The sequence below is a fragment of the uncultured Nostoc sp. genome (genome assembly GCF_964247315.1).
Taxonomy (GTDB): domain Bacteria; phylum Cyanobacteriota; class Cyanobacteriia; order Cyanobacteriales; family Nostocaceae; genus Nostoc.
In genome coordinates, this window is the sequence record NZ_CAXTTT010000075.1 from 11,174 (window position 1) to 37,936 (window position 26,763).

Consider the following 26,763-nt stretch of genomic DNA (forward strand, 5'->3'; position numbering starts at 1 on the left):
GAACGAATGGACTCGTGTTCTGAACGAATGGACTCGTGTTCTGAACGAATGGACTTGTGTTCTGAACCAAAACTATCAAAATTTTTTCAGGTGCTTTGATTATCGTAGACGAAACTGTAGCAGAGGCGATCGCCTCTGGTAAAACAGATATTTTGAACAGGATGAGAATGCGATGCCAACTCTTGGAGACGCTTTGCGAACGGCGGCAAGCTACGCCATTGGTTACGGTAATGAGTTGCATAGTGATGATGCCATTGGTCACTCCTCATTCCCAAACCACCAAGGGTCATTAGTAGCGTTAGTTTTAATCAAAATAGCTTTTTTTCGCATGAACCGTTTCAGCGCCGCCGCACCCATGCGCGATCCTCCCAAACCGGAGAATTTGAACGGGTTTTTCTCTCCCTCATGCATGATGGCGGTGAGTCCAGCATCATTGATACTAATAGCACCAGCATCTATCTGGTAAGCAACTTCTAAAGCTTCTGTTTCCGAGGCAAATACAGCAGCACTTAATCCATAGATTGAGTCATTGGCTAAAGATACTGCTTCACTTACTGTGGAAAAAGGCATGACTGGCATAATCGGGCCAAAAGTCGCTTCGGTCATGACTTTCATGGAATGATTAACTTGGGTAAGCACTGTCGGACGACACCACCAACCCCCTCCAAAATCTTCTATTACACCGCCGCAGTGAATTACTGCTCCTTTTTCAACTGCATCTAGGAGATGATCGCTAATAATGGCTGCCTGTTTTTCGGCGATGATCGGGCCAATTTCTCCACTTTCGACTGTGGGATAGGCTAGCTCAAGGCGATGTGCTTTGGCTACTAGTTGATGGTAAAACTTTTCAAATATGGAGTCTGCAACGTAAATTCGCTCAATTGAGAAGTATGACTGTCCGGTGTTGGCGACGGAAGCCCACAATATTGCTGAGGTTGCTAATTCTAAGTTGGCTGATTCTAAAACGATCGCAGGATCTTTTCCTCCTAATTCCAAAAAAGCTGGAATAAACTGTTTTGCAGCCGCCTGTGCAACTTTTCTCCCCGTCGCTACACTGCCTGTAAAGCATACCAAATCTACATTCTCAATCAAAACAGATCCGGTTGCGCCTGCTCCTTCCACAAAAGTTAATACCTCGTGCAGTTTAGGAACGGTGTTGAGTGCTGTAATCAGTGGTGCTACAAAACGGGGAGTGATTTCACTGGGTTTAACAATGACAGCACAACCCGCTAACAATGCCGGAATGGTATCAATAGTAGACAGTGACAGGGGAAAATTCCACGGGCTAATTACCCCAACCAGGGCATAAGGAACGGATGTTTGTTGCAGCGCAATAAAGGGAATGGCTGTATTTTTTGCAGATTCTTGCAGCACTTCCGGTGCTAACCGACACCAGCGATCGATGCTGGAGAGGAAGGAATCTATTTCTAATACCGAGGTTGACAATCTTCCTGTATCATTTACCAAAGCTTCCGTGAGGCGATCGCGTCCAGATAATATCGCATTCTTCCACTGCTGTAAAGCTTCAATTCTCCCCTCTAAGCCCAACTGCTGCCAGCGAACTTGTGCCCTGCGTGTCCGCTTACATTGTTGTACCAGCAGCCTTGGAGGCGGCGGGATAATTACGTAGTCAAATTTGCCAGTTCGGGGATTGCGGACTTCTATTGGTTTTGTCATTTGTCATTTGTCATTTGTCATTTGTTATTACTTGCTAATCCCCAAATTCCCATTTCCAAATTAAAATCATCCCCAGGTTGGTTAAGCACTCAATGGTGGTTTGCTGTGTTTGCAGGAAGTATTTGCGGTCTACTTCTCTTTTCAGCATAGTATTAGCGGGGTAAAAGTGTGATTGGCGATCGCTTATTTGGTTGATTGCATAACAGGTAACTTGCGATGCTAAGTTGATGATTCTTCATTTAGATGCTTTTGCTCTTAGCATCTGATTCAGTGATAATACTGAAACTTTATGTAAAATTTATTTTCTAGTATTTAATTATAAAAATAAAAATAACTTTGTTGAGAAATATAGACAAATTAGAAGAAAAACAAATATTAATAAGTTAGTTGTTTGATTATAAATATACAGAATATGGCTTTTGATTTAGATAAAGCTTTTCAACTAGATATAGCTCAAATGAATTTGGAAAAAGCACATACATTAGTATTTAAGTTACATGGTGAACCGAAATTTCCTTTTGTCATTTGGTTACTAGAGAACCCTAACAGCATGGTGGCATTACCTGGAAAAATTAGTCTGCTCCATCATGATTATATTCACATACTTTTAGATAGAGGGATTTCTTCTCAAGATGAAGCCTTTGTAATAGGATTTACAATGGGTAATGACTTAAAGACTAATCAACTACATTTATTCATTTATCAATTTTTTGCTAAATTTATATATCCAGTTCCTTATAATTTTTCAAAGTTGGATTTCATGAGTTTTAAGTTAGGATTTATTTATGGCAGAAAGATTAAAGTTAAACAAATAAATGAAATTAATTTTGAAATTTACCAAAATGAAACCATAGAATTTTTGAGAGATTTTTTTGGTATCAATACTGATGAGTCTAAATTTTTACAAGAGTATTAATAGCAACAATAATCAATTAAAATATATCTAAAAAAATAGTATTAAAATGCATCTACCTTATAAAGTGAAATTCGCTTCCTCTCAACTAATAACTGTAACAGTACTGCTTACCCTGCTCTTATTTATTCCTCAAGTTTGGCTCAATTTGCAAGCATATTATAATTTTAATAGTATCACTAAAAATGAATTTAAACTCCAAACATTAAGCGACAAAATTACTTATTATGATGAAGTACTAACTATGTCAGCGCGAATGAATGCTGCTACAGGAAACACTATTTGGGAACAACGATATCGCCAATTTGAACCTAAGCTTGACATTGCTATTCAAGAATCTATTAAACTAGCTCCTAAAGCATATAGAAATGAGGATGCTAAGAAAATTGATGCTGCTAATCAACGCCTGGTTGCAATGGAATATCAATCTTTTGATTTAGTTAATAAAAATCAAAAAGAGACAGCGCAACAACTACTTTTCAGGCGTGAATATGAAACTCAGAAGCAAATTTATGCTGATGGAGTAATGAAAAGAAATTATAATATATCACTTGAATTGCAGCAAAAAGTTGATGAATATTATCAAAGAATATTATGGGCAATTTCGGAGTCTATTATAAGTTTAGGAATGCTGATTCCAGCATGGCTTTTAGTATTGCATTTATTACAGCAATACTTAAAAGCTAAAAAAATTGCTCAAGCCGCCTTAGAAGAAACGAATTGTCGATTGGAAATGCAAGTTGCAGAGAGAACGGCAAAATTAAAACATAAAAATATTCAGCTACAAAATACCCTGCAAGAATTGCAACACACTCAAGTACAACTTATTCAAACTGAAAAAATGTCTTCATTAGGTCAGCTAGTTGCTGGTGTTGCTCATGAAATCAATAATCCAGTTAATTTTATTTATGGTAATCTGATGTATATTAGAGAATATAGTCAGCAATTAGTAACTTTAATTAAACTATATCAGCGACAATATTATAGTGAAAACCCAGAAATAACTCTTCTAATTAATGAGATAGATTTAGAGTTTATTGTTGATGATATGCCGAAAATTTTATCATCAATGGCAGTTGGTACCGAACGTATTCGCGAAATTGTGCTAACTTTGCGTAACTTCTCACGTCTTGATGAAGCAGAAATGAAATTTGTTGATATTCATGAAGGAATTAATAGTACCTTATTAATTTTACAGTATCGTTTCAAAGAAAATCATAAACAGCAGGAAATTGCAATTATCAAAGATTATGGTAATTTGCCTCTTGTTGAATGTTATGCAGGAGGATTAAATCAGGTATTTATGAATATCCTTAGTAACGCGATTGATGCTTTACATCAACGAGAAGTAGAGTGTTTAAAAGAAAATATTGAAAGACAGCTTAATTCTATTATTATCCATACTCAAGTTAAAAATGAAGAGTACGTAATTATTAGTATAAAAGATAATGGTTTAGGAATAACTGAAGAAGATCGAACTAGATTATTTGAACCTTTTTTTACTACTAAACCTATAGGTAAAGGTACTGGCTTAGGATTATCTATTAGTTACGAGATTATAGTGGAAAAACATCAAGGAAAAATTAAGTGTATTTCTGCACCTGGTAAGGGTACAGAGTTTGTGATTGAGATTCCTATCAAGCAGACACGTTAAATAGTTCCCCATTTACAGAGAGCCATTGTTGCTATTTTAATTATTACTAATAGAAAATCCTCGACGCGTAGGTTTAATATTAGCTAACTCCACCTGAAAACTTACTTTGTCACTCATTTCCCTGCTTCTCGCTTCCAAAGTCCACTTACCAGGATGTAAATTCCAAAATAAAGAATTAGCTGAGTTTGTATCTAACTTTTTGCCATTTAACCACCACTCGACTGGTGCAGATTTATTTACCGCTAGCTTAAATTCGAGTTTTTGCTTCGTTTCTTTACCAGGATAAAGTAAAAATAAATCGCCATCATGCGGAGATAAAATTCTTAAATTGGTAGAAGTAAAATTTGACTGCTGTTGTTTTGCTAACCATTCATCATACTCTGGTGGTAAATTGAATTGATTCTCACGTTCGTAATTACTTTTATCTTCTGGATAGAAATATTCCTGCACGACTGAGGTACAATCTGCTGTGGGTCGTAACCCCGAAATTGCACAAACAGGTAATTGTACTAAACCTTCTGGAGATGGAAAACCTGCTGGTTCTTGATGTTCGTGCAGATGTAATATAATTCGATTCCATAAGGGTGCTGCGCCTGTCACACCTGAAACCTGTCGCATCGGTTCACCGTTGAAATTGCCTACCCAAGTAGCGACGGTGTAATCTGTAGTGAAGCCAACAGTCCAAGTATCTCGAAAATTAGAAGAAGTGCCAGTTTTAACAGCTGAAGGAAAGGGTAAATTTAACACCGAGTCTACACCAAAGGCTGTTGCACGAGCATAGCTGTCACTGAGTATGTTGGTGATTAATTGCCATATTGTCGTCGAATTTTGGATTGTATATTTGGGATTTTGAATTGGGGAATTGGAAAATGTGCTTACTAAAGGGGTAGCATTTCCTTGTCGTGCTATGGTTAAGTATGCACGGGCTAATTCCCAGAGACTGACTTCGCCACTACCTAGAGTCAAACCCAAACCATAATATTCTGGAGTTTGATTGAGGTGTTCAAATCCCAATTGATGCAGTCGTTCTAAAAAAGTTTCCACACCTACTTTTTCTAACACTCGCACTGCGGGTACGTTTAAAGAATTTGCTAAAGCAATTCGCACCCGCACAGGGCCAAGAAACCTTTCGGTGTAATCTGTAGGGCTGTAAAGTTTCGCACCGGGAATTGCATAATGAGCGGGTACATCTGCCAAAATGGTATTTGGGCGAATTAAACCTTTTTCTAAAGCTAGTTCATAGACAAAAGGCTTAAGGGTAGAACCTGGTTGACGTAGTGCTTGCACTCCATCATTGCGTCCCAGTTTGGCTTGATTAAAGTAATCAGGTGAACCGACATAAGCTAAAACTTCAGCAGTGTGGTTATCAATCACCAACGCAGCTGCATCATGGACATTGTTAGCGGCTAAGGAAGAAATTACCTGCTGTACCTGTGTTTCAACAAACTGCTGCAAAGGGCGATTTATAGTTGTGCGGATGGGGGAATTTTGTTCTGCTTGCGTCTTATCAAACTGATTGGCTAACCAAAATAAAAAGTGTGGTGCAGCGATAATTCCCCCTTGGCGAGACTGAAACACAACCTTTTCGTTGTGTGTTCGGGCTGCGATCGCCTCATTAATATACTTTTCCTGTACCATCCGATTAAGGACGTATTTTTGTCGCTGCTTCAGCCGTTCCCAATGCTCATAAGGATTAAAGTATGTGGGATTATTAGGAATAGCAGCCAATAAACTAGCTTGAGCAAGATTCAACTCACTAGCTGGAATGGAAAAATAAGTTTGCGCGGCGGCTTCCACACCATATATATTTCCTCCCATTGGCAACCGATTGATATATGCAGAGAGAATTTCATCTTTCTTCATCCCTGCTGCTAACCGCCAAGATAGCCAAATCTCACTCAGTTTACCAGAGAAACTGCGAGGTACAGGATCTAACATCCGTGCCAACTGCATAGTAATTGTAGAAGCACCGGAAACAATTCTTTTGGCATGGATGGCTTCTTTGCTAGCGCGGATAACAGCTTTCATATCCAACGCTCCATGATGGTAAAAGCTGCCATCTTCGACGGCTAAAATGGCATGGGTAAACTGGGGCGAAACCTGATTGAGTGGTACTACTGATGTATGCTCTTGGTCACGGGTGAGTAGTGTTCCTAATGGTAAACCATTGCGATCGCTAAATTGCATTGCCAACTGATTTTGGGCAATATCTGCGGCACGAATGGGCGCAAAATAAGGGAGTAAGCGTACCACCAGACAGATTAGCAGCACAGCTAGGATAACCTTACTAGTGCGCTTAAGTTTGAGTAGCGATCGTAAAATTAGTTTCATCAGGGAATTCTCTGTCCAAGAAAACCTACCTTAATCTTGACGCAGCGATTACATCTATATCAGTAAATATTTCAAATCCTTAATAATTAATTTTTACTAACTTAGCAGATGTAAATTGATATTTGCGAAATTTAAATACTTATTTATAGTTAAGAATTGTAGTTATTTTTGAAACAATAACACTAGATTAGTTATCTATGTAAATAAACATACATTATATCCAACGTTTGAGTATAAATAACTAGTCGTATTGCGTCCTTTATTAGTCTTGGCATTGCCCACTCTATAAAAGAATACAAATTTTTATTTGCTATAGTTCGTAAATTTTTTATTTTTAATTACTAGAAAGATGATTATCAGAGTTTTACTGCGTTTCCAGCATAAAATAACCTACCGCATTCTTAGGGTTATTGGCAGTTCGTTAAAAAAAATTAGGCGTTCTTCAAGCCAGAAGAGAACAATACAGTTTCTTCTTATCTTTACATTTATATTGGGAATGGCAGGATGTAATTTTTTTGGTATCAATTCAAGTAAAGAACAACTTCCAACAGTATCCCCACTCACACCACCCAAATTACCAGACTGGATTGAACAAATTAGTCCCATTGGGGATGCAAAACCCCTCAATCAAATCCGCATCCGTTTTAAAGAAGCTTTAATCCCAGTTGAAAGTCTTGATAGTCCAGAACAGCAAAAATTATTGCAAAAATTTGCCCTTTGGCCGCCTTTACCCGGTCAATTTCGCTTTTTAACACCGCGTATGGTGGGATTTCAAGCTGATAAAGCATTACCAATAGCGACAAGATTTCAAGTCACTCTCAAAGCAGGTTTAGCCGATTTAAAAAATCATCGATTAGACAAAGATTTACCTTGGACTTTCAACACTGAATCTATTAAATTAACTAATTTACCCGGTGTCAATCCCATTGAGAAGGCTGATATTGAACCAATTGATTTACAACAAAAGTTACAGTTTACTTCTAATGTCGAATTGGATTTAGCTTCTGTGCAAGAACATTTACAGTTAATTCCCGCAGGTAAAAATAAAGGTACAGGTTTTAAAGTTGAGTTAAACAAAGAAGAAAAACCATTAAAAAATGAAGAAGAACCTTTAGAAAAATTTGACCCTTCAGCACGCAATTGGATTTATAACCTCATCCCACAGCAAAATCTGGAAAAAGCAACCAGTTATCGCTTGGTATTTTTTCCAGGAATACGTCCTGCTTATGGCAATCTACCTACAGAGAAAGAATTTGCCACTAAGTTAGCAACTTATTCGCCTTTGGCATTTCAGAAAATTAACTTTTACGGACAGCCAGATGCAGGGGGAACTTTTGGAAGATTTATTAAAGGTAGTCCGCAGCTAGAATTTAATAATGTCTTGTTAGCAGATTCAGCTAAAGAAAATATTACCATTAATCCAGCACCGAAAGAGATTTCGAGAATTCTGCAAGTTAATGATGAAGATAAAATTATCGGGATCAATCCTTACGCGCTAGAACCCGCCAAGACTTATACGATTACTATCGCTGGAAATCTTAAAGATAAGTTTGGGCAAACTTTGGGCAAACCCGTCACACTTAAATATGATACTGGAGATTTAGCTGGAGATATCTGGGTACCATCAGATTTGAATATTTTCCCTACAAGTAAAAATTTACAGTTAAATATTAGTACAGGAAATCTGCCAGAATCTAAATATAAAGCAGCTTATCGAGTAGTTAACCCGACAGATTTAGTTTATTTTAATAATAGCAGTGATTTATTACCACAACCTTCTGAATGGCAAAGCTTTAAGGTATCGGGTAAGAAAAATCAATCAGTTGATATTGCTGTTCCTCTGCGGGAAAAAATAAATGCTGCTACGGGAATGTTAGCTTATGGAGTCCAAGCCCGGACTAATAAATATCAAGAGAATGGGAAGGAACTGTGGCGCGAACCTACGACTTATGGCATGGTTGAATTGACAAATTTAGGCGTATTTACTCAGTGGTTTCCTGAGTCAGGGTTAATTCGCGTCAATCATCTTACAGATGGTTCGCCAGTTAAAAATGGCGCTATCGAAATTTATCAATCAAAATTACAAGCAAAATCCCGTCCAGAACCTTTACCTTGTGCAACAGGTAAAACTGATGAAAATGGAATTTTTAGAATTGTTCGTCAAGGATTACAGCAATGTTATTCTGGGAATGAAAGCTCTAGTAAATCACCACAGTTATTAGTAATTGTCCGTGAAAATGAAGATTGGGCATTCGCTAGAACTGAAGAATATAGCGGTGTTTATGGATATGGCATTGATGCGGGTTGGCAAGATAGTAAGCCAGAATCACGTGGGGTAATTTTCTCAGATAGGCAGTTATATCAACCAGGCGAAAAGGGTTGGTTGACTGGTTTTGCAGACTATTTACAAAATGGTGTAATTCAGCAAGATAAAAATGCTGCTTACCAATTAACTTTGGTAAATCCTGATGGGCAAAAAACTAGTTTAGGTACGCAAACTACAAATGAATTTGGTAGTTTTTCTCTGGAAATGCCAATTAAAATTACTCAACGCTTAGGCTACTATACAATCCAAGCGAAAGGTAAAAATGGGCAAGAAATTTCTGGAGAATTTCGAATAGCTGAGTTTAAGCCACCTAATTTTAAAGTTGAACTTAACTTAGATAAAGAATTTGCATACATTGACGAGAAAGTTAATATTAATGCTACAAGCAATTATTTGTTTGGTGCCCCCGTAGAAGGTGGAGAAGCAAAATATTTTATTACTCGCCAGCAGGCTGATTTTATTCCTAAAGGTTGGGAAGGATTTGCTTTTGGTAGGCAATGGTTATGGCCAGAGGAAACGCCTAGTATATCTAGTGATGTATTGCAAACTAATGCCCAGCTAGATGCTAATGGTAAAAGTAGTCAAACTGTGAATGTGGCTAATGATTTACCATATCCGATGACTTACCAAGTGGATGTGCAAGTTGCAGATGTTTCTAATCTGTCAGTAGCGAATTCCAAAACATTTACAGCTTTACCTAGTAATCGTCTCATCGGGTTAAAAAGTAATTTCATCGCTGATGCTGGTAAACCTTTTCCCATTGAAGTGATTGTGACTGACCCTACAGGAAAACCAATCACAGGTCAACGGGTGCGCCTGGAATTACAACAGATTAAATACAGCAGCGTCACGCAGTTGGTGGAAGGTAGCCGAACACCAAAAAATCAAGTTGAATATAAAACAGTAGGACAAGCAGAAATTACATCTGCGAGTAATCCGCAATCGGTAAATTTAACAGCACTTGAATCCGCCTCATATCGGATTAGAGTTAATTTTAGCGATGCCAAAAGCGAATTAAGTGCCACAGAATTACAAATTTGGGCAACTGGAGAAAATCCAGTATTTTGGGGTTCTAGAGAAGAAGATGTTTTAGAAGTTAAATTAGATAAAAAAGAATTCAAACCTGGTGAAACTGCTACTGTCTTAATTCAATCTCCTTATCCAGATGCAGAATTGTACTTTGCTGTGATTAAAGACAAACCCCTTTATCAGCAAATTATTAAAGTTCAGGGAGGCGCACCACAAATTCAGTTTCAAGTCACTCCAGAAATGCTACCAAATGCAGCCATTGAAGCTGTTTTAGTCAGACAAGGTAAACCTATAAATCAAGTGGAAGCGGGAAGTTTAGAAAACTTGGTGAAAGTTGGTTTTACACCTTTTAAAGTTAATTTAGAAGATAAGTATTTAAAACTGCAAGTTAAACCAGCACAAGCATCATTAGAACCGGGTGCAGAGGAAACAGTACAGTTAGAATTAAAGGACAATCAAGGAAACCCCACCAAAGGACAATTTACAGTCATGGTGGTAAACGAGGCGGTGTTACAACTTTCTGGTTATCGTCCGCCAGATTTGGTAGATACAGTTTACGCAGAACAGCCAATATCTACCCGCTTTAGCGATAATCGCCCAGATGTCATATTACAACCACAAGATGTAGCGAAACCCAAAGGCTGGGGTTATGGCGGTGGTTTCTCAACTGGTGCAGCCAATACTCGCACTCGCACAGATTTTCAAGCCTTAGCTTACTACAACGGTTCTGTTCTTACCGATGCAAATGGAAATGCACAGATAACCTTTAAACTCCCGGATGATTTAACTACATGGCGAGTGATGGCTGTCGCCACCGATGGAAATCTGCGTTTTGGGAATGGGGACGCGACGTTTATCACCACCAAGCCACTGCTAACTAATGCCATCTTGCCACAATTTGCCCGTTCAGGCGATCGCATCCTCGCCGGTTTATCCGTAACTAACAACACCGGAAATACAGGAAATCTCTCAATTAATGGCGAACTTAGCGGTACAGTGAAGTTTGCTGATAAAAACCCCACAACTACTGCTTTGCAAACCAAAGCTGAATCCGCAACTCATGCTTATCGCTTTCCCATGCTGGCGGATAGCGTGGGAGTTGGTAAAGTTCGCTTTAACACTCAGCTAAATGGTACAGCCGCAGATGCTTTTGAAATACCTTTGGAAATTAAGCCAATTGAAATTACAGAACAAGTCGTTGAATCTGGTGTCACTGAAAAACAGGTGAAGATTCCCTTGAATGTTGATAAAAATAACTTCCCTGATGCGGGAGGTTTAGATATTCAGTTGGCGAGTACTTTGATACCAGAAATTAAAGTACCAGCAAAACAAGTTTTAGAAGATGATGATTTGCCGTTCACAGAACCAGCGGCGAGTCAGTTAATAATTGCGGCAAATCTGCAAACTCTTGCCCCAAAATATGGTCAGAACTTTGCAGAATTTAATCCTAGCCAACAAGCCAATCAAGCAATTGAAAAATTACAAAAACTCCAAATAACCGATGGTGGTTTTGCTACTTTACCCGGACAAGAAAAATCTGACCCTTGGGTTTCTTCTTATACGGCTGAATCTTTGGCTAAAGCTAGTCAGGTATTTCCTAATTTAGTCGATTCTGCAATGGTATCTCGCCTGAAAACTTATTTACAAAAAGTTCTAGCGAATCCTGGAGAATACGACTTTTGTAAACAACTACTCTGTAAAAGGCAACTGCAACTTAATGCTTTAATCTCTTTAGCAGAATTGGGAGACAAACGCAATACTTTCCTTGCAGATATTTATGAACAGCGCAATAACTTTGATGTCGCAACTCAAATTAAACTAGCGCGATACTTATCTCAATTCCCAGAATGGCAAGTTGAATCTCAACAATTAGTGAATAAGCTGCAACAAAATATCTATGAAACTGGTCGTACAGCAGTTGTAAGTTTACCAACTAGTTGGGAATGGATGAGTTCAGCTACTACGACGCAAGCGCAAGCTTTACGCTTATTTATTGCCAAACAAAGTAAACCCGAAGTTATAGATAAGTTATTCCAAACTCTTCTGGCATTACGACAGGATGGTACATGGCAAAGTAACTATAATAATGCCCAAGCTTTAACAGCTTTGGTAGATTATAGTCAACTGCAACCCACACCACCTAATTTTGTTGCCACAGCAGAATTAGCTGGTAATAAGTTAGGAGAAAATCGGTTTCATGGCTACCAAAATCCTAGCTTACAGCTAAATATGCCGATGAATAAATTACCTCGTGGGCGTAATGATTTAACGTTGCAAAAATCAGGTAATGGCACTTTGCACTATCTGGTTGCTTATAACTATCGCTTGCAAGGTAATCAAGTAGGCAGGTTTAACGGACTACGCATAACACGAGAAATTAGTCAAGTAAATAAAGAGAAAGTATTGCAAAAAACAGGTCTTTACGCTTTTGATAAACCCTTGACTTTAGCCTCTGGACAAGTGTTTGATATCGGTTTAGAAATTATCGCCGATCATCCTGTAGATCATCTGGTGATAAAAGATCCGTTACCATCAGGTTTTGAGGCTGTGGATGCGAGTTTTCAAACTGCTACAGCTGCATTACAAGCAAAAGCCGATAGCTGGGAACTTGATTTTAAGAATGTGTATCGCGATCGCATTATCGCCTACACTAACCATCTAGAACCAGGAGTTTATAGCCTGCACTACTTAGTCCGTTCTGTTACTCCTGGTACATTTTCTTGGCCTGGTACGGAAGTTCACTTGCAATATGCACTAGAAGAATTTGGGCGTACTGCTGAGTCTACATTAATATTGGAAGATGGGAAGTAATTATTTATGTCATCTTTGGCTACAACAAATCTCAAAATCTTTTCAAGTCTATACGGGCCTCGCCTTGTTGAGTAATCAACTCATCTTCCAATGGCTCAAGGTAAAGTTCTATTGCTTCCTGGGTATTCTCTAATGTTTCTTCCATAGTTTCTCCTTCACTGATACAGACAGGAAGTGAGGGAACATGGACGTATATCCGCAACAAAAAAGCGATGGCATTATCGCCTATGCCAACCATCTAGAACCAGAAGTTTCTATCGATATACTTCACAAGCTACTCCTATTCAGAAAATCATAGTTATTGAAATTCCCGAAGCAACAGGAAACATCATGTTTTCAACAGCTTCAGAAATTGGCAAAGAAATTAAAGCAATTACCCAAAAGCCATGCCGATACTTTGCAGATTTACATCTGAATGTTGAAACTGGTCATCTAACAAGTCTATCTGGAATAAAAGAGCAATTTTTACAAGATATTCAACTATCAGAAGAAGCTCGACAAGAAGCTTTTGAATTAGTTGAGAACTTGTTTACAGTTTTCACGCAATTTACAAGTGACCTTTTGGTCTATGCTGAAACCCATAAAATTGAGCAAAAATTGAAAGCTGCATAACTTCTTGAGCAAGCTTTTTAAAAATGACTTCTCTCCCTACTTAATTTTAGACTTAAAGAGGAACCTGAACTATGTCGCAGAATGTACAGGATGTACAAAATAATATACAAAATATTGTAATTGTTGGTGGTGGAACAGCAGGTTGGATGACAGCAGCTTATTTAAGTAAAGCACTAGATAGAAATATTAATATTACTCTAGTGGAATCATCTAATATCACTAAAATTGGAGTTGGAGAAGCAACTTTCAGTACCATCAAAGTATTCTTTGATTTTCTTGGGCTACAAGAATATGAATGGATGCCAAAGTGTAATGCCACATATAAAATGGCAATTAAGTTTGTCAACTGGAATGCGAAGGGGCAGCACTTCTACCATCCTTTCCAGAGATATGAGGTAATTGACAGCTTTGATATCTCTGAATGGTGGCTGAAAATGAAGAAAGATCGAGAAACATTTGATTATGCCTGCTTTCTAATTCCCTGGCTGTGCGACCATCAACGATCGCCGAGATATTTAGATAGTAAAGTCTTTGATAACAAAGTTCAAAATGAATTTTCTCAAGAGCATATCGTCAACAAAAATATCCTGGATAAGTGAAAGATTCAGTACCCCTATGCCTATCATTTTGATGCGAATCTACTCGCAAGATTCATGAAAGATTATGCAATGGAAAGGAGAGTGAAGCAAATTGTTGATGATGTGGTGGATATTAAGTTAACTGAGGATGGAAGCATAGATAGTCTTACAACTAAAGAACATAGGATTGTAAGTGGCGACCTTTTCATTGATTGTACTGGTTTCCGTGGTCTTTTGATTAACAAAGCGCTTGGTGAGCCATTCATTTCTTATTCAGAGTCACTATTGTGCGATCGCGCGATCGCAATACAGATACCAACTGATATCAAAAAAGATGGCATTAACCCTTACACCACCTCAACTGCGCTTTCTTCTGGTTGGGTCTGGAATATATTGTATGGCAGAGATGGTACAGGGTATGTTTATTCGAGCGCATTCATTTCTGCTGAGTCAGCAGAACAGGAATTTCGCCAGCATTTGGGAGCCGCTGCTAATAATCGTCAAGCCTCTCATATCAAGATGCGGATTGGACGTAACAGAAACTCATGGGTGAAAAACTGTGTAGCAATTGGCCTTTCCAGTGGATTTGTAGAACCACTAGAATCTACTGGCATCTTCTTCATTCAACATGGAATTGAAGAGTTAGTTAGCCACTTTCCCAACAAATCTTTCAATCAAGAGCTAATTCACAGCTATAACAAAGTTATCGCTGACTGCATAGATGGTGTGCGAGAATTTTTGACACTTCATTACTATGCTAGCGATCGCACCGACACAGAATTCTGGAAAGCAACTAAGAACAATATCAAAGTTCTAGAAGAACTACAGGAAAAATTAAGGTTATGGAAAAATAGATTGCCAAGCAATAAGACTATTAACCTGAAATACCACGGCTTCGAGTCTTACTCTTATTCGGTAATGTTGCTGGGGCTAAATTATATGCCTGAAAGCAGTCTTCCCATTTTAGAACATATCGGAAATCACAACGCCGAGGCTGCATTTTTGGAAATTAGGGAAAGAGCCAATTACCTAACTTCAACCTTACCGTCTCAGTATGAATATTTAACTCATGTAATAAAGTCACAAGAACAGTCGGAGTATCTGAGTGTGGTTAGCGATCGCTCACATCAGATTCCTGCACTAATTTCATAATTTAGGAGAATCCAAGATGACGGTGAAACAAGTATGCGTAATTGGGGCTGGAGTCAGCGGATTAGTCTCAGCAAAGACGTTTCTTGAGGAAGGTTACGAAGTGACATTGTTCGAGAAACGACAGAGACTTGGTGGTGTCTGGGAAAGATCGAGAACTTACCCAGGACTATCGATCCAAAATCCCAGAGACACCTATGCTTTCTCAGACTTTCCTATGCCTGCCTCTTATCCAGAATGGCCGTCAGGAGAGCAAATATGCGCTTATCTAGAATCCTATGCCCAACACTTTGGTGTCACAGAAAAAATTCAGTTCGGTGCAAAAGTAACTAAAGTGGAGCGCAAATCAGCAAATACTCCTGGATGGATAGTCAGTGTTAGCTTTCAAAAAGATGGTAAGGAGATCGGAAAACAAAATTACGAGTTCGACTTTGTGATTGTGTGCAATGGCACTTATGATATTCCCTACATTCCTAACTTGCCAGGGATGGAAGAGTTCATTGCCGCCGGAGGGCAGGTAATACATACTAACAACTTTAACGACAGCTCTGTAATTGAGGGCAAGCGAGTGGTTATTGTTGGTTTTGGCAAGTCAGCCACCGATTTAGCGAATCTCGCAGCTAGCAAGGCTAAGGAATGTACCCTTGTGTTCCGTCAAGCGCTGTGGAAAGTTCCCAACTTCTTTCTCGGTCTGTTGAACATCAAGTATATTTTCCTGACTCGGTTTGCAGAAATTTGAATGCCCTATCATAAACTTCAAGGATGGGAAAAGTGGCTGCATAGTTTTGGGAAACCACTGGTATGGGCATTCTGGCGGCTAAATAAGACTATCTTGCGCTTACAGTTTCCCCTTGATGCTTGTGGAATGGTGCCCAAACAACCGATGAACAAATTGATTGGTTGTAGTATCGGTTTAGTACCTAAAGGCTTTTTTGAATATGTACGCGCAGGTAAAATTCGTGCTGTGAAGACAAAAATCCACAAGTTTTTTGCTAGTGGCGTCGAATTGGATAATGGCGAGAAAATACAGGCAGATGTTGTTGCTTTTGGCACGGGTTTTCTTCAGGATATCCCCTTTTTAGAAGAGAAGTACCATAGACACGTATTTGATGAGGAAAACACTTAACTGAAGAAACCGAATCTAGCAGGTTAAAAGTGATTGAAGTACCAGGTTGTAAATCCATCACATCACCCCAGCAAACAATTTGGACGGATGATGAGTTAATTGGCGATGCGATTAGATTCAGATGATTGTCAATGACTTCAATTTCTAAATCGTTCCCTTGATGCTGAAGGCTAACGCGAAATCGCTTTAGTGAAGTTGGCAGGGATGGATCGAGGCAAATATTACTGGCGTAAGCGTGTAACCCAAGGTAATGGTGCTGAAGAAGATGGAGTGTGCCTGCCATTGCTCCTAAGTGGATGCCATTTTTTGTCTCTCCACTACTCCCCCCCGATAAATCGGCAAACAGTGTTTCCATAAATAGCTGCCAGGATTTTTCGCAATCACATCTGGCAAGCGCCCCAGCATACACAAGTCGGGAGAGGCTGGACTCATGCACTGTATGCCGAAGATGATAAGCGATCGTCCGCTGCATTTGTGTCCGATTAAAGGAATAACCATTACGCTCTAATAATGTTGTCAATTCTGTCTCAGACAGTAAAAAGAACAGCATCGCGGTATCTGCTTGCTTAGTAACCTAATAGCGATTGACATCATCCCCTTTTGCCTCCAAGATTAAATTAAACTGCCGATCGCAGAACGGCTGGACATCAAATTCTTGCAAGCGATCAAACCCTTCATACTGGGTTAAAATACCGTCGTCTTGAAAAACTACGTGCATTTTCCGGCTGACATTATCCCATTGGTTGATTTCTTCTTGACTCAGGTTGAGGCGATCGCAGAATTCACGACGACAGGAAGCTGGCAGTAGATCGAGGACTTCCTGCGTTCGATAGAACGTCCAGACTGCCATTACGTTTGTGTAGGTGTTATTGTTGATGCCGGGGGTTTTGGCATCTAGATAAGCGGTGTGATATTCATCAGGCCCAATCACACCGCAAATTTCGTAGCGATCAAGGTCAGGATTATAGGTGACAATACTCGCCCAAAAGCGGGTAATCTCAACCATCATCTCTGCCCCATAGTCCATCAGAAAAGCAAGATCGTTCGTCAGGTTGTAGTAGCGCCACAGATTACAGGCAATGATAGCGTTAATGTGATGCTACAATTTTGTGCGATCGCGCATTCAATGCCCGTTGCGATCAACTATCTCCCTGCTGAGGAGCCAGATGCCCACGAGGTGATCCAACTGATTCGGGCAGCAGGACGCAAGGCAATGGCGATTCCAGGCGATATTGTGAATGCGATCGCGCCTGGGCCTTACTGGACACCGCTCCAAGTCAGCGGCGGTCAACCGCAAAGTAAAGTCGAGAAGTTCGGCGGTGACTCACCGATGGGACGTCCCGGACAGCCAGCGGAGCTTGCCCCTATCTACGTACTCCTTGCCTCACAGGAGTCGAGCTATGCTACCGGGCAAGTGTTGGGCGCATCGGGTGGAAGTGGGAATTTTTAATACCCAACGACTCTATAATCAACAAGATAAACATGGCAAATTCAAATCAAACAATTCTTGTCACTGGCGCGACTGGCAATCAAGGTGGTGCAGTGGCACGTCATCTGTTACAACGGGGATTCACGATTCGTGCCTTCGTGCGCGACCCAAACAAGCCTGCCGCCCAAGCACTTAAACAAGCGGGCGCAGAACTTGTAGCAGGAAATCTCAACGAGCGCGCTTCCCTTGACCATGCGTTGCAAGCTGCTTGGGGCGTTTTTTCAGTGCAAACCTTCCAAGACGGATTGGACGCTGAAATTCGTGAAGGTAAAGCGATCGCGGACGCAGCAAAAGCAGCAGGCATCCAACATTTCGTCTATAGTTCGGTGGGAAGTGCAGAACGTAACACAGGCATTCCGCATTTCGATAGCAAGTTTCAAATCGAAGAATACATTCGAGCCAGCGGCTTACCCTACACGATCCTACGTCCAGTTTTCTTCTTTTACAATTACAATGCAATGCGCGCGATGGTGGAGAAGGGAACGCTCTCCCAACCGCTCAGTTCCAATACGAAATTGCAGCAACTTTCTGAAGACGATTATGGGCAAATGGTCGCTGAGGTGTTCCAGCGTCCCGCAGAGTTCTTGCACCGCGCAATTGAAGTCGCGAGTGTGGACATGACAATGACAGAAATCGCTGCCGCGTTCAGCCGCGTTTTAGGGAAAAATGTTGCATACCAACAAATCCCTTTTGAAGCGTTTGAGCAACAAGCTGGAGAGGAAATGACCATCATGTATCGCTGGTTTGAGAACGTTGGCTACGCTGCGGATTTGGCACAGTTGAAACATGAGTTTCGTGCACCGACTGACTTTGAATCCTATTTACGCGACCACAACTGGGCAAAACAAACCGAAAGCGCGTCCGCTGTCGGGTCAAAGGGTACTTACCGGGGGAATTGGTGTAGATAGGGTGATTGAAGCAGTTGGCGTAGATGCGAATGCTCCTGACAGTGGTTCAGCAGCCGAAAAAGCTCAAAAAGAAGCGCAACAATTTCAGCAGCAGTTACAACAAATTGCCCCTAAAACCAACTCTCAAAATGGCAATTGGAATCCCGGTAATGCTCCTTCTCAAGCATTGGAGTGGGCAGTTCAGGCATTAGCCAAAGCTGGGACGCTTTCGATTATTGGAGTTTATCCCCCAACCCATAATTTCTTTCCCATCGGCACGGCAATGAACAAAAATCTGACAATTAACATGGGTAATTGTAATCACCGTAAGTATATTCCTACTTTCGTGGATTTAGTTCGTAATGGCACAGTAGACCCTACAAAAGTTTTAACTCAAATCGAACCGCTAATGTCAGTGATTGACGCATACAAGGCGTTTGACCAACGGCAACCAGGTTGGGTGAAAGTAGAGTTAATGCCGGGAGCAGCTTTAGCTAATGTTTAAAGCTTTTGCCAACAGTAAAGTAACAATGCGATCGCGCGTAATTTTCATTCTCATCTCTTTGTTAATCTTCGTCGGCTTTTTAGGTTCTTTTGAACCGTAAAAAAGTGGAGAAAATCTGCGTTTCATGTCATAGCGAAAGCTAAAATTTGCTCTACTGCTCGTTGTCCACTGCGAATCGCTCCTTCCATATAGCCACAATATTCAACGGGAGCAGTATGTTCTCCTGCAAAAATGACTTGTCCAGCAGAGTACGGTAAGTCAGAGCGCCAGCTTTTCAAGTCTCTAGGAGCGAAGTAGCAGTAAGATCCCTGCGACCAGGGATCGGCACTCCAATTATGAGTTGCAGTTGCGAGCACTTTGGGAGCATTTGGGTAAAGCGCAGATACTGTTTGTTGTGCAAACTCAACAGGGTTTCCAGCAACATTTCGGCTAGGTGTCCCACTGCTCGTACAAGCAAGAATTCTCGCTTCACCTACTTGAGTTAGGGTAGATTCCCAGATAGTTTGATAAGGTGTGTCTCCCACGAGCAGCCCAAAACTAGATTGCTGCCAAAAACGGTTGGAGTACTGAAGTAAGGTCTTAACCGATGCCCCATAAGGCAAGTAGGTTATCGCCTCTCGTTGTGCCTGTGTAAGCGGAACTTCAATGGACAAATGGCGCAAGACACTCCAGGGAACCGTGACAACAATCCAATCACTAAAAACTTCAACCTGCCCGTGAAGAGTTTTTAGGCTCACGGCAATAGTTTGTTCTTGCTGCTGAATCTGCACAGCTGGGGTGTTTAGATGGATGCGATCGCCTAAAAAGCGAGCAAATGCGGTTGCAAGTTGAGTACTACCACCTTGAATTCGCAGACTGTGATCGCCAGAAGTACCGCTGTAAGCAAAGAAGCCAACTCCAATTGCTTCCGGGTCGGCAGCATACATTCCATAGGATTGCTGACGAACAACTTTGCAGGCAAAGGGAGCAATCGATTGTGCAGTCAGCCACTGAGCTAATGTTTGGGCAGGATCGGCAAGCTGTTCCAATAATCGATCTAACTTCTGATATACATCATTTAAAGAAGCTTGTTGTTGAGACAAAAGCGTTTTTTGAGTAGAAAGATTACCATCAATGTAATAATAGAGATCATCTGGAAGCTTAAAGGCAGACTCAAGCTTGAGGTCGAATTGAGTGGCATAGGATATCAATGCTGTATGGTTATCATCGACAAACTCTGCACCCAATTCGCCATGCTGTTCTTCTCCCAAAAAGACTGTTTGGACTCGTCCTCCAACTCGTTCGCGAGCTTCAAACACTTGCACATCAAACCCAGCACGAACCAGTTCATAAGCAGCCGTCAGCCCTGCCAACCCAGCCCCAATTACAATTACTCGTTTGCTCATTGGTGATCATTATCCTGCTACATACCTTCGCCCAAATCAAATCAATTGTCTTTTCTGAGAAATCCTTCATCGTAATTTCGCATACTCTATTGGCTGTTTCTTCTATCCACCGGAGTGTTATTCTTAAGGTTTTCGAGTATTCACTCTATGCATATCTGAAAGTTACAAGGATGAACTTGGAATGATTGGACTTGGACAGATGGGCCAGAACATGGCAAAGGTCGCTGGAGTGCGATCGCTGTGGTAGATTTTTAACAGCGCTGTCTGTTCGCCCCATTTCCTCAATATCCACACTATGAAAATTGACCGATTGCAGGAATTTAAGCAAAAACTGACGAATGACGCAGACTTGTCCTGCATCTGGTTATTTTATATGGATCATTTTGCGGATCGGCCGGAATTCACTGACCTGGGTGAGCCTGCCTATAATGAATACCTAGATGCTGTCCTCCAAAAAACTTGTCAGCAGATGTTTGGCAGGGTAATAAAGATTACTGACTTTTTCTCGATCTACATAGCTCCGTATCGTTTCTTTCATGGAGCTTTCCAAGTTGAAGGACGGATTGGGGGTGTGATTTATTTCGAGGATATAAAAATTGGGTTACTTGCAGTGTCGGCGGATTATTCCCCTAACGATGCGGTTAAATATTCACGTTTTTCTGAGATGATTCAACTGTCAGCACCTAATCACAACGATCGCAATTGAGATTCACTCTTTAATGTACAGTCAAAGGAATCCCGTTATCTTTTGGTTTTAACTTGAGAATAAATGGCACAGCTTTCAATACCCAATCGGACACGGGTGTATAATTAGCAGCTTCTTTCCCAAAGCTAATAGAGAGCATATCTGTATGAATAATCCCTGGATTGAGAGGTATAGCTGCCATACCAGTTGGCAATTCTTGTGCCAAAGAACGAGTTAATCCTTCGATTGCCCACTTGGAAGCACAGTATGGTGCAACTTGGGCTGAAGTAGAACGTCCCCAGCCAGAACTAAAGTTAACAATAATACCCCGTTTGTTTTTTACCATTGCTGGTACGAAATGCCGAATGATATTGACTACTCCTTTAATATTGATATCTATTAGATCAGAAAATTCTTCGGATGGTATTTCCCACAAAGGTGCTGGGTAATTAGTAATTGCCGCATTATTTATCACTATATCTGGCGGTGCATATTTTTGAAGTACGTGTTCTGCCCATTTTTTTACAACCTGTTCATTTGCCACATCTACAGATGTGAAATCGTTGGGCGCACTAAACTTCTGGCGTATTTTATCGATAGCCTCTGATGAACGAGCGCAACCAATAACAGTATGCCCCTCTTGAATAAAACCCTCGGTCATCGCATAACCTAGACCTTTGCTGATACCTGTAATTAAGATGAGCTTAGTCATATTTTCTGCTATTCCTGCTCTCTTAGAAATAATTCGTGGGAAAAAATAACCACTACCAGGATCTTTCCTTTATGTCCTGACAAGTTTCTCAATCCTCCTCGACGGCGAAAACTCTTAAACCTTCATTATCCGCTTATTAAGGCTCAAAAACGCAAAACAATCTTTACTTCTAGAGAATGATCGAGAAGCGATCGCTGTAAACCATCTATTTGGGATGTTCCAGTCCCGCAATGATTCATACCGCCATTATCTAACGCCAAATTTTTCAGTAACGGTAGCTTGTCTCGCTGTTGCATTGGAATCTCAATCACAAACTCAGTTCCCTCTCCCGGAGTTGATTTGCAGCTTAACTGACCTTTGTGTTTGTCCACTACCACTTGATAGCTAATTGACAACCCCAACCCCGTACCACTTCCTACTGCCTTAGTGGTAAAAAATGGATCGAATACTTTCTGCTGCACCTGTGCAGTCATGCCATAACCGTTATCAGCAACCCGAATCTTCAATGTGTTTACTTCTCCTAGTTCAGTACAAATACGAATCTGAGGATTTTTGCTGGGAGAATCTTCTCCATATTTGTAATCCTCTAAAGCATCGATCGCATTACTTAAAATATTCATAAACACTTGGTTGAGTTGACCAGCATAGCAAAGAATATCCGGCAGTTGTGCGTATTCTTTTAAGACCTCAATTTCCGGGCGATGTCTATCGACAAGCCGCTTTGCGTCTACGCTCTTTTCCTTGAGTCGGTGCTGCAAAATCATTAGAGTACTGTCCATGCCTTCATGAATATTGACAGGCTTCATTTCCGATTCATCTAGACGAGAGAAATTACGTAGGCTCAGAATAATATTGCGGATACGGGAACTTCCCACCTTCATAGAATCAAGAACCCTTGGGAGGTCTTCTGTGAGGAATTCTACATCCATTTCCTCAATTTTTTGCTCCACTATTGCTGAGGGATAGGGATATTGTTGCTGATAAATATTAATCAAATCTAGCAATTGTTGAACATAGTCACTTGCGTGGGTAATATTACCATGAATAAAATTGATGGGATTATTAATTTCATGGGCAATTCCCGCCACCATTTGTCCTAAAGAAGACATTTTCTCACTTTGGATTAATTGACTTTGGGTACTTTGTAATTCTTTTAGAGCTTCTTGCAGATGCTGATTTTTTTCATTAAGTTCTGCTGTTCTTACTACCACCCTTTCCTCTAGAATATGACTGTATTCCTCCAATTTTTCATTCGCTTCAGTCAAATTATTGTAGAGAATGGCATTTTCTAAAGAGATTGCAGCTTGGATAGTTAAGAGCTTGAGAACTTCTAGGCGATCGCGTGTAAATGCTCCTGTTGTTAAATTATTTTCTAGATAAATCAGCCCCAGCAATTTACCTTGATTAAGCATCGGAATACATAATATGCTTTTTGGTTCCTCACGGTTAATATAACTATCTACCGCAAAAGCAGCTTTAGCTTTAATGTCATCAATTACTAATATTTCTTGGGTTCGTTTGACATAATTAATCAAAGAGATAGGAACAAGATCGCTAGATTCTAAAGGAATAGATAAAAAATCTTTGTGAGTATCTCTAAAAGTGGAACCAGAACTAATTGCAGCAACAGTTAAGTCTAAGTTATTATCTTCACTCAATATCAGCACACATTTAGAAGCTCCGGCATTCTCCATCACAACTTCCATTAAAGTAGAAAGGAGCGCTTTCAATTCAATCTCTCCAGACACTGCTTGAGAAGCTTTAATGACAGTTCCTAAATCTAACATATCTGAAATGCTAGTGTTAGAGCCAACGACAGTTTCAATTTTAAAATAACTGATTGCTGATCTTTTTCTCTTATAGCCCGATAAACTAAAGTTTTTTTACCTGAATATAATTGCTTAGTAATGCGATAGCCAAGTATTATAAATAGTTCGTTTGATTCTATTAACATTGCATCTAGTTATGATAATTTTCTTTCTGCGGTTTAGTATACCCAAGACATAGTTACTACTATCAGTGAGCAGAGCGATTTTGTAACGTGCTAAAAATTAAGTGTATTAATCACCAATTTATATCAGATTATAGGTATAGCAGATATTCATTTTGCTGTATGTATAGGTAGAGAATATACTTATAATGCTTTCTGGTCTTAGCAAAATACATTTTACAAACTATACCGCGTATAACAAGGCAAGAATTTACGTAAGTTATAACCAAATTACAAAAGCGATCGCACCCATACATTAACTATTCAATTTTTCAGACTTCACTACTACCCATTGCGTCACAGCTGCCATTGCTCGCCAACCCAAAAATTTACCAATAGGTTCCGCCCGTTGGATGGCAATACGAGTTAAATCGCCACCGACTCGTTCATGCCATTGAAATAAAGTTTGCTCACCTTCTACCGTGACAACATTCGCTACTAAACGCCCACCTGGCCGCAATGCTTCCCAGCAAATATCAAAAAGTCCCATTCCTGTAACCCCACCACCAATAAAAATGGCATCTGGTGCTGGCAAATCTTTTAGGGCATGGGGCGCTTTACCTTCAATGATTTGCAGATTTGGAGTACCAAGAGTGGCGGCGTTGTCAGCAATATACAGTAGTCTAGAGGAGTTTTGTTCGATCGCGATCGCTCGACATCGAGCATTACTCCGCATCCATTCAATTGAAATTGAGCCGCAACCCGCGCCCACATCCCACAATAATTCTCCCGGTGTGGGTGCTAAAGCTGCAAGGGTGATTGCCCTAACTTCACGCTTCGTTAATTGGCCATCGTGGTGGTAGGCTTTATCTGGCAATCCTGGTAATCTTGGTAATGGCATAACCCCAGCATCAGCAATACAATCAACTGCGATCGCATTCAACACTGCAACTTCAGTTTCACCCCAAGATGCAGCCGTACCTTCCACAATTCTTTCATGAGTGCCGCCCATACGCTCCAATACAGCGATTTTACTGCCACCATAGCCGCGATTTGTCAAAATTTGAGCAACAAGCGCTGGTGTGTCTTTACCCTCACTCAAAATCAACAGCCGCGCTCCCGGACAAATGTAAGACTGGATTAGGGAGGATGGACGACCATTCAAACTTAAAGTTTCTACCTCCGTTAAAGACCATCCCACCCTGGCACAGGCGAGGCTGAAGGCTGAAGGTGCCGGGATAATCGTCATTTCAGAGACGGGAATTTGCCGGATTAAGGTGACACCAATGCCATAACACATCGGATCGCCGCTTGCGAGTACGCAGATTGACTGGCCGCGACGTTGGATGATTTCCTCTACTGAAGCACTAATGGGAGATGTCCAGACTAGTTTCTCACGTCGATCGTCTGTAGGAAGCATCGATAAATGGCGATCGCCTCCTACAATTACTTTCGCTCGATCGAGTAAAGAAAGAGCGATCGCGCTTAACCCCTGTAATCCATCTTCCCCAATGCCAACAATAGAAAGCCATTTCATGATTAATTACTTCATAACGTTGTTGGCAGGAACTTTTAACTAGATAATTCCTAGATTGTTGTAGATTTCGATCAGATTGCCATCAGGATCGCGCAAATGAGCTGTACGGATTCCCCAGCTTGGGCGATCTTGTGGTTGAGTCACAACGACCGCATTCTGAGCCTTTACTTGCTCATAAACTTCATCCACGTTATCGACTGCGAAAATCAACACAATTTTATCTCGATTGACAACGTATGAAGGCTGTTCAATTCTTGGGACTACTTCAGCCATTAATTCTTTTTTGAACAAACCCAGCTTGAGATATCCGGCATTAAACTCAGCATATCCGCTATCTTCATCGCCCCAATCGACATCAAATTTCAGCAGATCCCGGTAGAACAGAAAAGAATCTTTGTAGTTGGAGACAAGCAGTCTCAGGTGTGTTAGCTGAAGCTTCATATCTGTTGGGTTAGTCTACTAACTGTGAATTCTAGGTTCTGGGTGCAAAGTCGCTAGCAACTCACTTTCGACAATTGCTAATTCATCAAGCCGTTGCATGACAATTTCTCTGTCGAAATAAGTAGCAGCTAAAACCCAATATATACCGTAGTGACGCGCTTCGGATGCCATTAGCCCACGATAAAATTTTGCTAACTCTGGCTCTGGGCAGTGAGCAGCTAATAGTCCCAGGCGTTCGTGAGAGCGAGCTTCAATTAAACCAGTAACTAGTAAGGAATCTAGAAATCGCTCAGGTTCTTTAGGGCGTACTTGAGATTTTAAACCCGCACCGTAGGGAGGCGGTGGTAGGGGAGCTAGGGAAATATTCCGGCGTTCTAACCATTGGTTAACTAGCTCAAAGTGTTCTAGTTCTTCGCGGGCGATCGCAGTTAACTCCCGTACCATTTTAGTATTGGAAGGGTAGCGAAACATCATGTTCAAGGCCACACCTGCTGCTTTGCGTTCACAGTGGGAGTGGTCGAGTAAGATGATATCTAAGTTAGCGATCGCTTGTTCAACCCAAGCAGAGCTAGTAGGCTGTTTCAGGGCGTTGATAGTCGGTAACTGAATAAGCACAGAGTCACAAAACTCCAGAATTTAAATTTGGCTGAGTATCGTAGCAAATTGATTTTAACGGAATATTTTGCGGATAAAGTTCAATAACTGCTCGGTGGTGAAGGGTTTCGTTAAAATTTCCAGTTTTACCCTGACTATCTTCTGCAGCGATTGCAGTTAGTTCTGCCGGAAAATCTATACTTCCTTTATTAGAGGATGTTTGAAAAAAAGTTTGCTGTGAGGAAGCACTTATTGATCCCCCCTAGCCCCCCTTAAAAAAGGGGGGACTGGAATCAAAGTCCCCCTTAAAAAGGGGGATTTAGGGGGATCTAAAACGTTTTGTTACCAAGAATAGGACTTTTAAAACATCCTCTTCAAACTGTGTTTTAAGA

18 protein-coding genes and 3 pseudogenes are annotated in these 26,763 nt (G+C 40.7%); 10 read left to right on the forward strand and 11 right to left on the reverse strand.

Annotated features, from left to right (window positions below; translation table 11 throughout):
• Both ACFE93_RS21410 and ACFE93_RS21415 read right to left on the reverse strand, forming a co-directional pair.
• Positions 1-241: hypothetical protein (locus ACFE93_RS21410; RefSeq protein WP_375476010.1), on the reverse strand; the 241-nt coding region annotated here is incomplete at its 3' end.
• 17 nt (positions 242-258) lie between these two features.
• Positions 259-1,677 carry an aldehyde dehydrogenase family protein gene (locus ACFE93_RS21415; protein WP_375476012.1) on the reverse strand — a complete coding sequence of 473 codons (1,419 nt, stop codon included), beginning with the start codon at positions 1,675-1,677 and terminating at the stop codon, positions 259-261.
• Between the two features lie 412 nt (positions 1,678-2,089).
• Between ACFE93_RS21415 and ACFE93_RS21420 the strand changes: the two genes are divergently transcribed.
• Both ACFE93_RS21420 and ACFE93_RS21425 read left to right on the forward strand, forming a co-directional pair.
• Complete coding sequence (locus ACFE93_RS21420; RefSeq protein ID WP_375476014.1) at positions 2,090-2,593, forward strand: hypothetical protein; 504 nt, start codon at positions 2,090-2,092, stop codon at positions 2,591-2,593.
• Positions 2,594-2,639: 46 nt separating this feature from the next.
• Complete coding sequence (locus ACFE93_RS21425; RefSeq protein WP_375476016.1) at positions 2,640-4,244, forward strand: sensor histidine kinase; 1,605 nt, start codon at positions 2,640-2,642, stop codon at positions 4,242-4,244.
• Positions 4,245-4,280: 36 nt separating this feature from the next.
• Here the strand turns inward: ACFE93_RS21425 and pbpC are convergent, their stop codons facing one another.
• Positions 4,281-6,575, reverse strand: a complete 2,295-nt coding sequence (gene pbpC, locus ACFE93_RS21430) for a penicillin-binding protein 1C (RefSeq protein WP_375476018.1) — start codon at positions 6,573-6,575, stop codon at positions 4,281-4,283.
• 496 nt (positions 6,576-7,071) lie between these two features.
• On the opposite strand from pbpC, the gene ACFE93_RS21435 reads away from it, so the two are divergent.
• Positions 7,072-12,741, forward strand: coding sequence for an alpha-2-macroglobulin (locus ACFE93_RS21435; protein WP_375476020.1), 5,670 nt, complete (start codon positions 7,072-7,074; stop codon positions 12,739-12,741).
• A gap of 31 nt (positions 12,742-12,772) precedes the next feature.
• Here the strand turns inward: ACFE93_RS21435 and ACFE93_RS21440 are convergent, their stop codons facing one another.
• A complete protein-coding gene (locus tag ACFE93_RS21440) occupies positions 12,773-12,979 on the reverse strand; it encodes a type II toxin-antitoxin system HicB family antitoxin (RefSeq protein WP_375476022.1) in 207 nt (68 codons plus the stop codon).
• A gap of 92 nt (positions 12,980-13,071) precedes the next feature.
• Here ACFE93_RS21440 and ACFE93_RS21445 point away from each other — a divergent pair, with 92 nt between their 5' ends.
• The 3 genes and pseudogenes from ACFE93_RS21445 (at position 13,072) to ACFE93_RS21455 (ending at position 15,819) form a co-directional block, all read left to right on the forward strand.
• A complete protein-coding gene (locus ACFE93_RS21445; RefSeq protein WP_375476024.1) occupies positions 13,072-13,353 on the forward strand; it encodes a hypothetical protein in 282 nt (93 codons plus the stop codon).
• A gap of 71 nt (positions 13,354-13,424) precedes the next feature.
• A pseudogene (locus ACFE93_RS21450) lies at positions 13,425-15,083 on the forward strand (tryptophan halogenase family protein).
• A gap of 16 nt (positions 15,084-15,099) precedes the next feature.
• Complete coding sequence (locus tag ACFE93_RS21455) at positions 15,100-15,819, forward strand: flavin-containing monooxygenase (RefSeq protein WP_375476026.1); 720 nt, start codon at positions 15,100-15,102, stop codon at positions 15,817-15,819.
• A gap of 253 nt (positions 15,820-16,072) precedes the next feature.
• Here the strand turns inward: ACFE93_RS21455 and ACFE93_RS21460 are convergent.
• Positions 16,073-17,299: pseudogene (locus ACFE93_RS21460) on the reverse strand (hypothetical protein).
• Positions 17,300-17,302: 3 nt separating this feature from the next.
• Here ACFE93_RS21460 and ACFE93_RS21465 point away from each other — a divergent pair.
• Genes ACFE93_RS21465 through ACFE93_RS21475 form a run of 3 tightly spaced genes read left to right on the forward strand, consistent with a single transcriptional unit; the run spans position 17,303 to position 19,087 of the window.
• Positions 17,303-17,656, forward strand: coding sequence for an SDR family oxidoreductase (locus ACFE93_RS21465; protein WP_375476044.1), 354 nt, complete (start codon positions 17,303-17,305; stop codon positions 17,654-17,656).
• Positions 17,657-17,688: 32 nt separating this feature from the next.
• Positions 17,689-18,603, forward strand: a complete 915-nt coding sequence (locus ACFE93_RS21470) for an NmrA/HSCARG family protein (protein WP_375476028.1) — start codon at positions 17,689-17,691, stop codon at positions 18,601-18,603.
• A gap of 1 nt (position 18,604) precedes the next feature.
• A complete protein-coding gene (locus ACFE93_RS21475; protein WP_375476030.1) occupies positions 18,605-19,087 on the forward strand; it encodes a hypothetical protein in 483 nt (160 codons plus the stop codon).
• 122 nt (positions 19,088-19,209) lie between these two features.
• Here the strand turns inward: ACFE93_RS21475 and ACFE93_RS21480 are convergent, their stop codons facing one another.
• Positions 19,210-20,472: a flavin monoamine oxidase family protein gene (locus ACFE93_RS21480; protein ID WP_375476032.1), complete on the reverse strand. Its 1,263-nt coding sequence runs from the start codon at positions 20,470-20,472 to the stop codon at positions 19,210-19,212.
• Positions 20,473-20,767: 295 nt separating this feature from the next.
• Here ACFE93_RS21480 and ACFE93_RS21485 point away from each other — a divergent pair, with 295 nt between their 5' ends.
• Positions 20,768-21,178 (forward strand): hypothetical protein, encoded by a 411-nt coding sequence (locus ACFE93_RS21485; protein ID WP_375476034.1) that lies wholly within the window; start codon positions 20,768-20,770, stop codon positions 21,176-21,178.
• A gap of 10 nt (positions 21,179-21,188) precedes the next feature.
• Here the strand turns inward: ACFE93_RS21485 and ACFE93_RS21490 are convergent, their stop codons facing one another.
• The 5 genes and pseudogenes from ACFE93_RS21490 to ACFE93_RS21510 all read right to left on the reverse strand — a co-directional run bounded on the left by ACFE93_RS21490 (position 21,189) and on the right by ACFE93_RS21510 (position 26,392).
• Positions 21,189-21,869 carry an SDR family oxidoreductase gene (locus ACFE93_RS21490; protein WP_375476036.1) on the reverse strand — a complete coding sequence of 227 codons (681 nt, stop codon included), beginning with the start codon at positions 21,867-21,869 and terminating at the stop codon, positions 21,189-21,191.
• Between the two features lie 287 nt (positions 21,870-22,156).
• A pseudogene (locus ACFE93_RS21495) lies at positions 22,157-23,692 on the reverse strand (sensor histidine kinase); the annotation flags it as partial.
• 423 nt (positions 23,693-24,115) lie between these two features.
• On the reverse strand, positions 24,116-25,336 hold the full coding sequence (cbiE, locus tag ACFE93_RS21500; RefSeq protein WP_375476038.1) for a precorrin-6y C5,15-methyltransferase (decarboxylating) subunit CbiE: 1,221 nt from the start codon (positions 25,334-25,336) through the stop codon (positions 24,116-24,118).
• A 39-nt stretch (positions 25,337-25,375) separates the two neighbouring features.
• The gene (locus ACFE93_RS21505; protein ID WP_375476040.1) at positions 25,376-25,777 is read right to left on the reverse strand and encodes a VOC family protein; all 402 of its coding nucleotides are present in this window, start codon (positions 25,775-25,777) and stop codon (positions 25,376-25,378) included.
• Between the two features lie 18 nt (positions 25,778-25,795).
• Positions 25,796-26,392 (reverse strand): tRNA-(ms[2]io[6]A)-hydroxylase, encoded by a 597-nt coding sequence (locus ACFE93_RS21510; RefSeq protein WP_375476042.1) that lies wholly within the window; start codon positions 26,390-26,392, stop codon positions 25,796-25,798.
• Positions 26,393-26,763 lie beyond the last annotated feature (371 nt).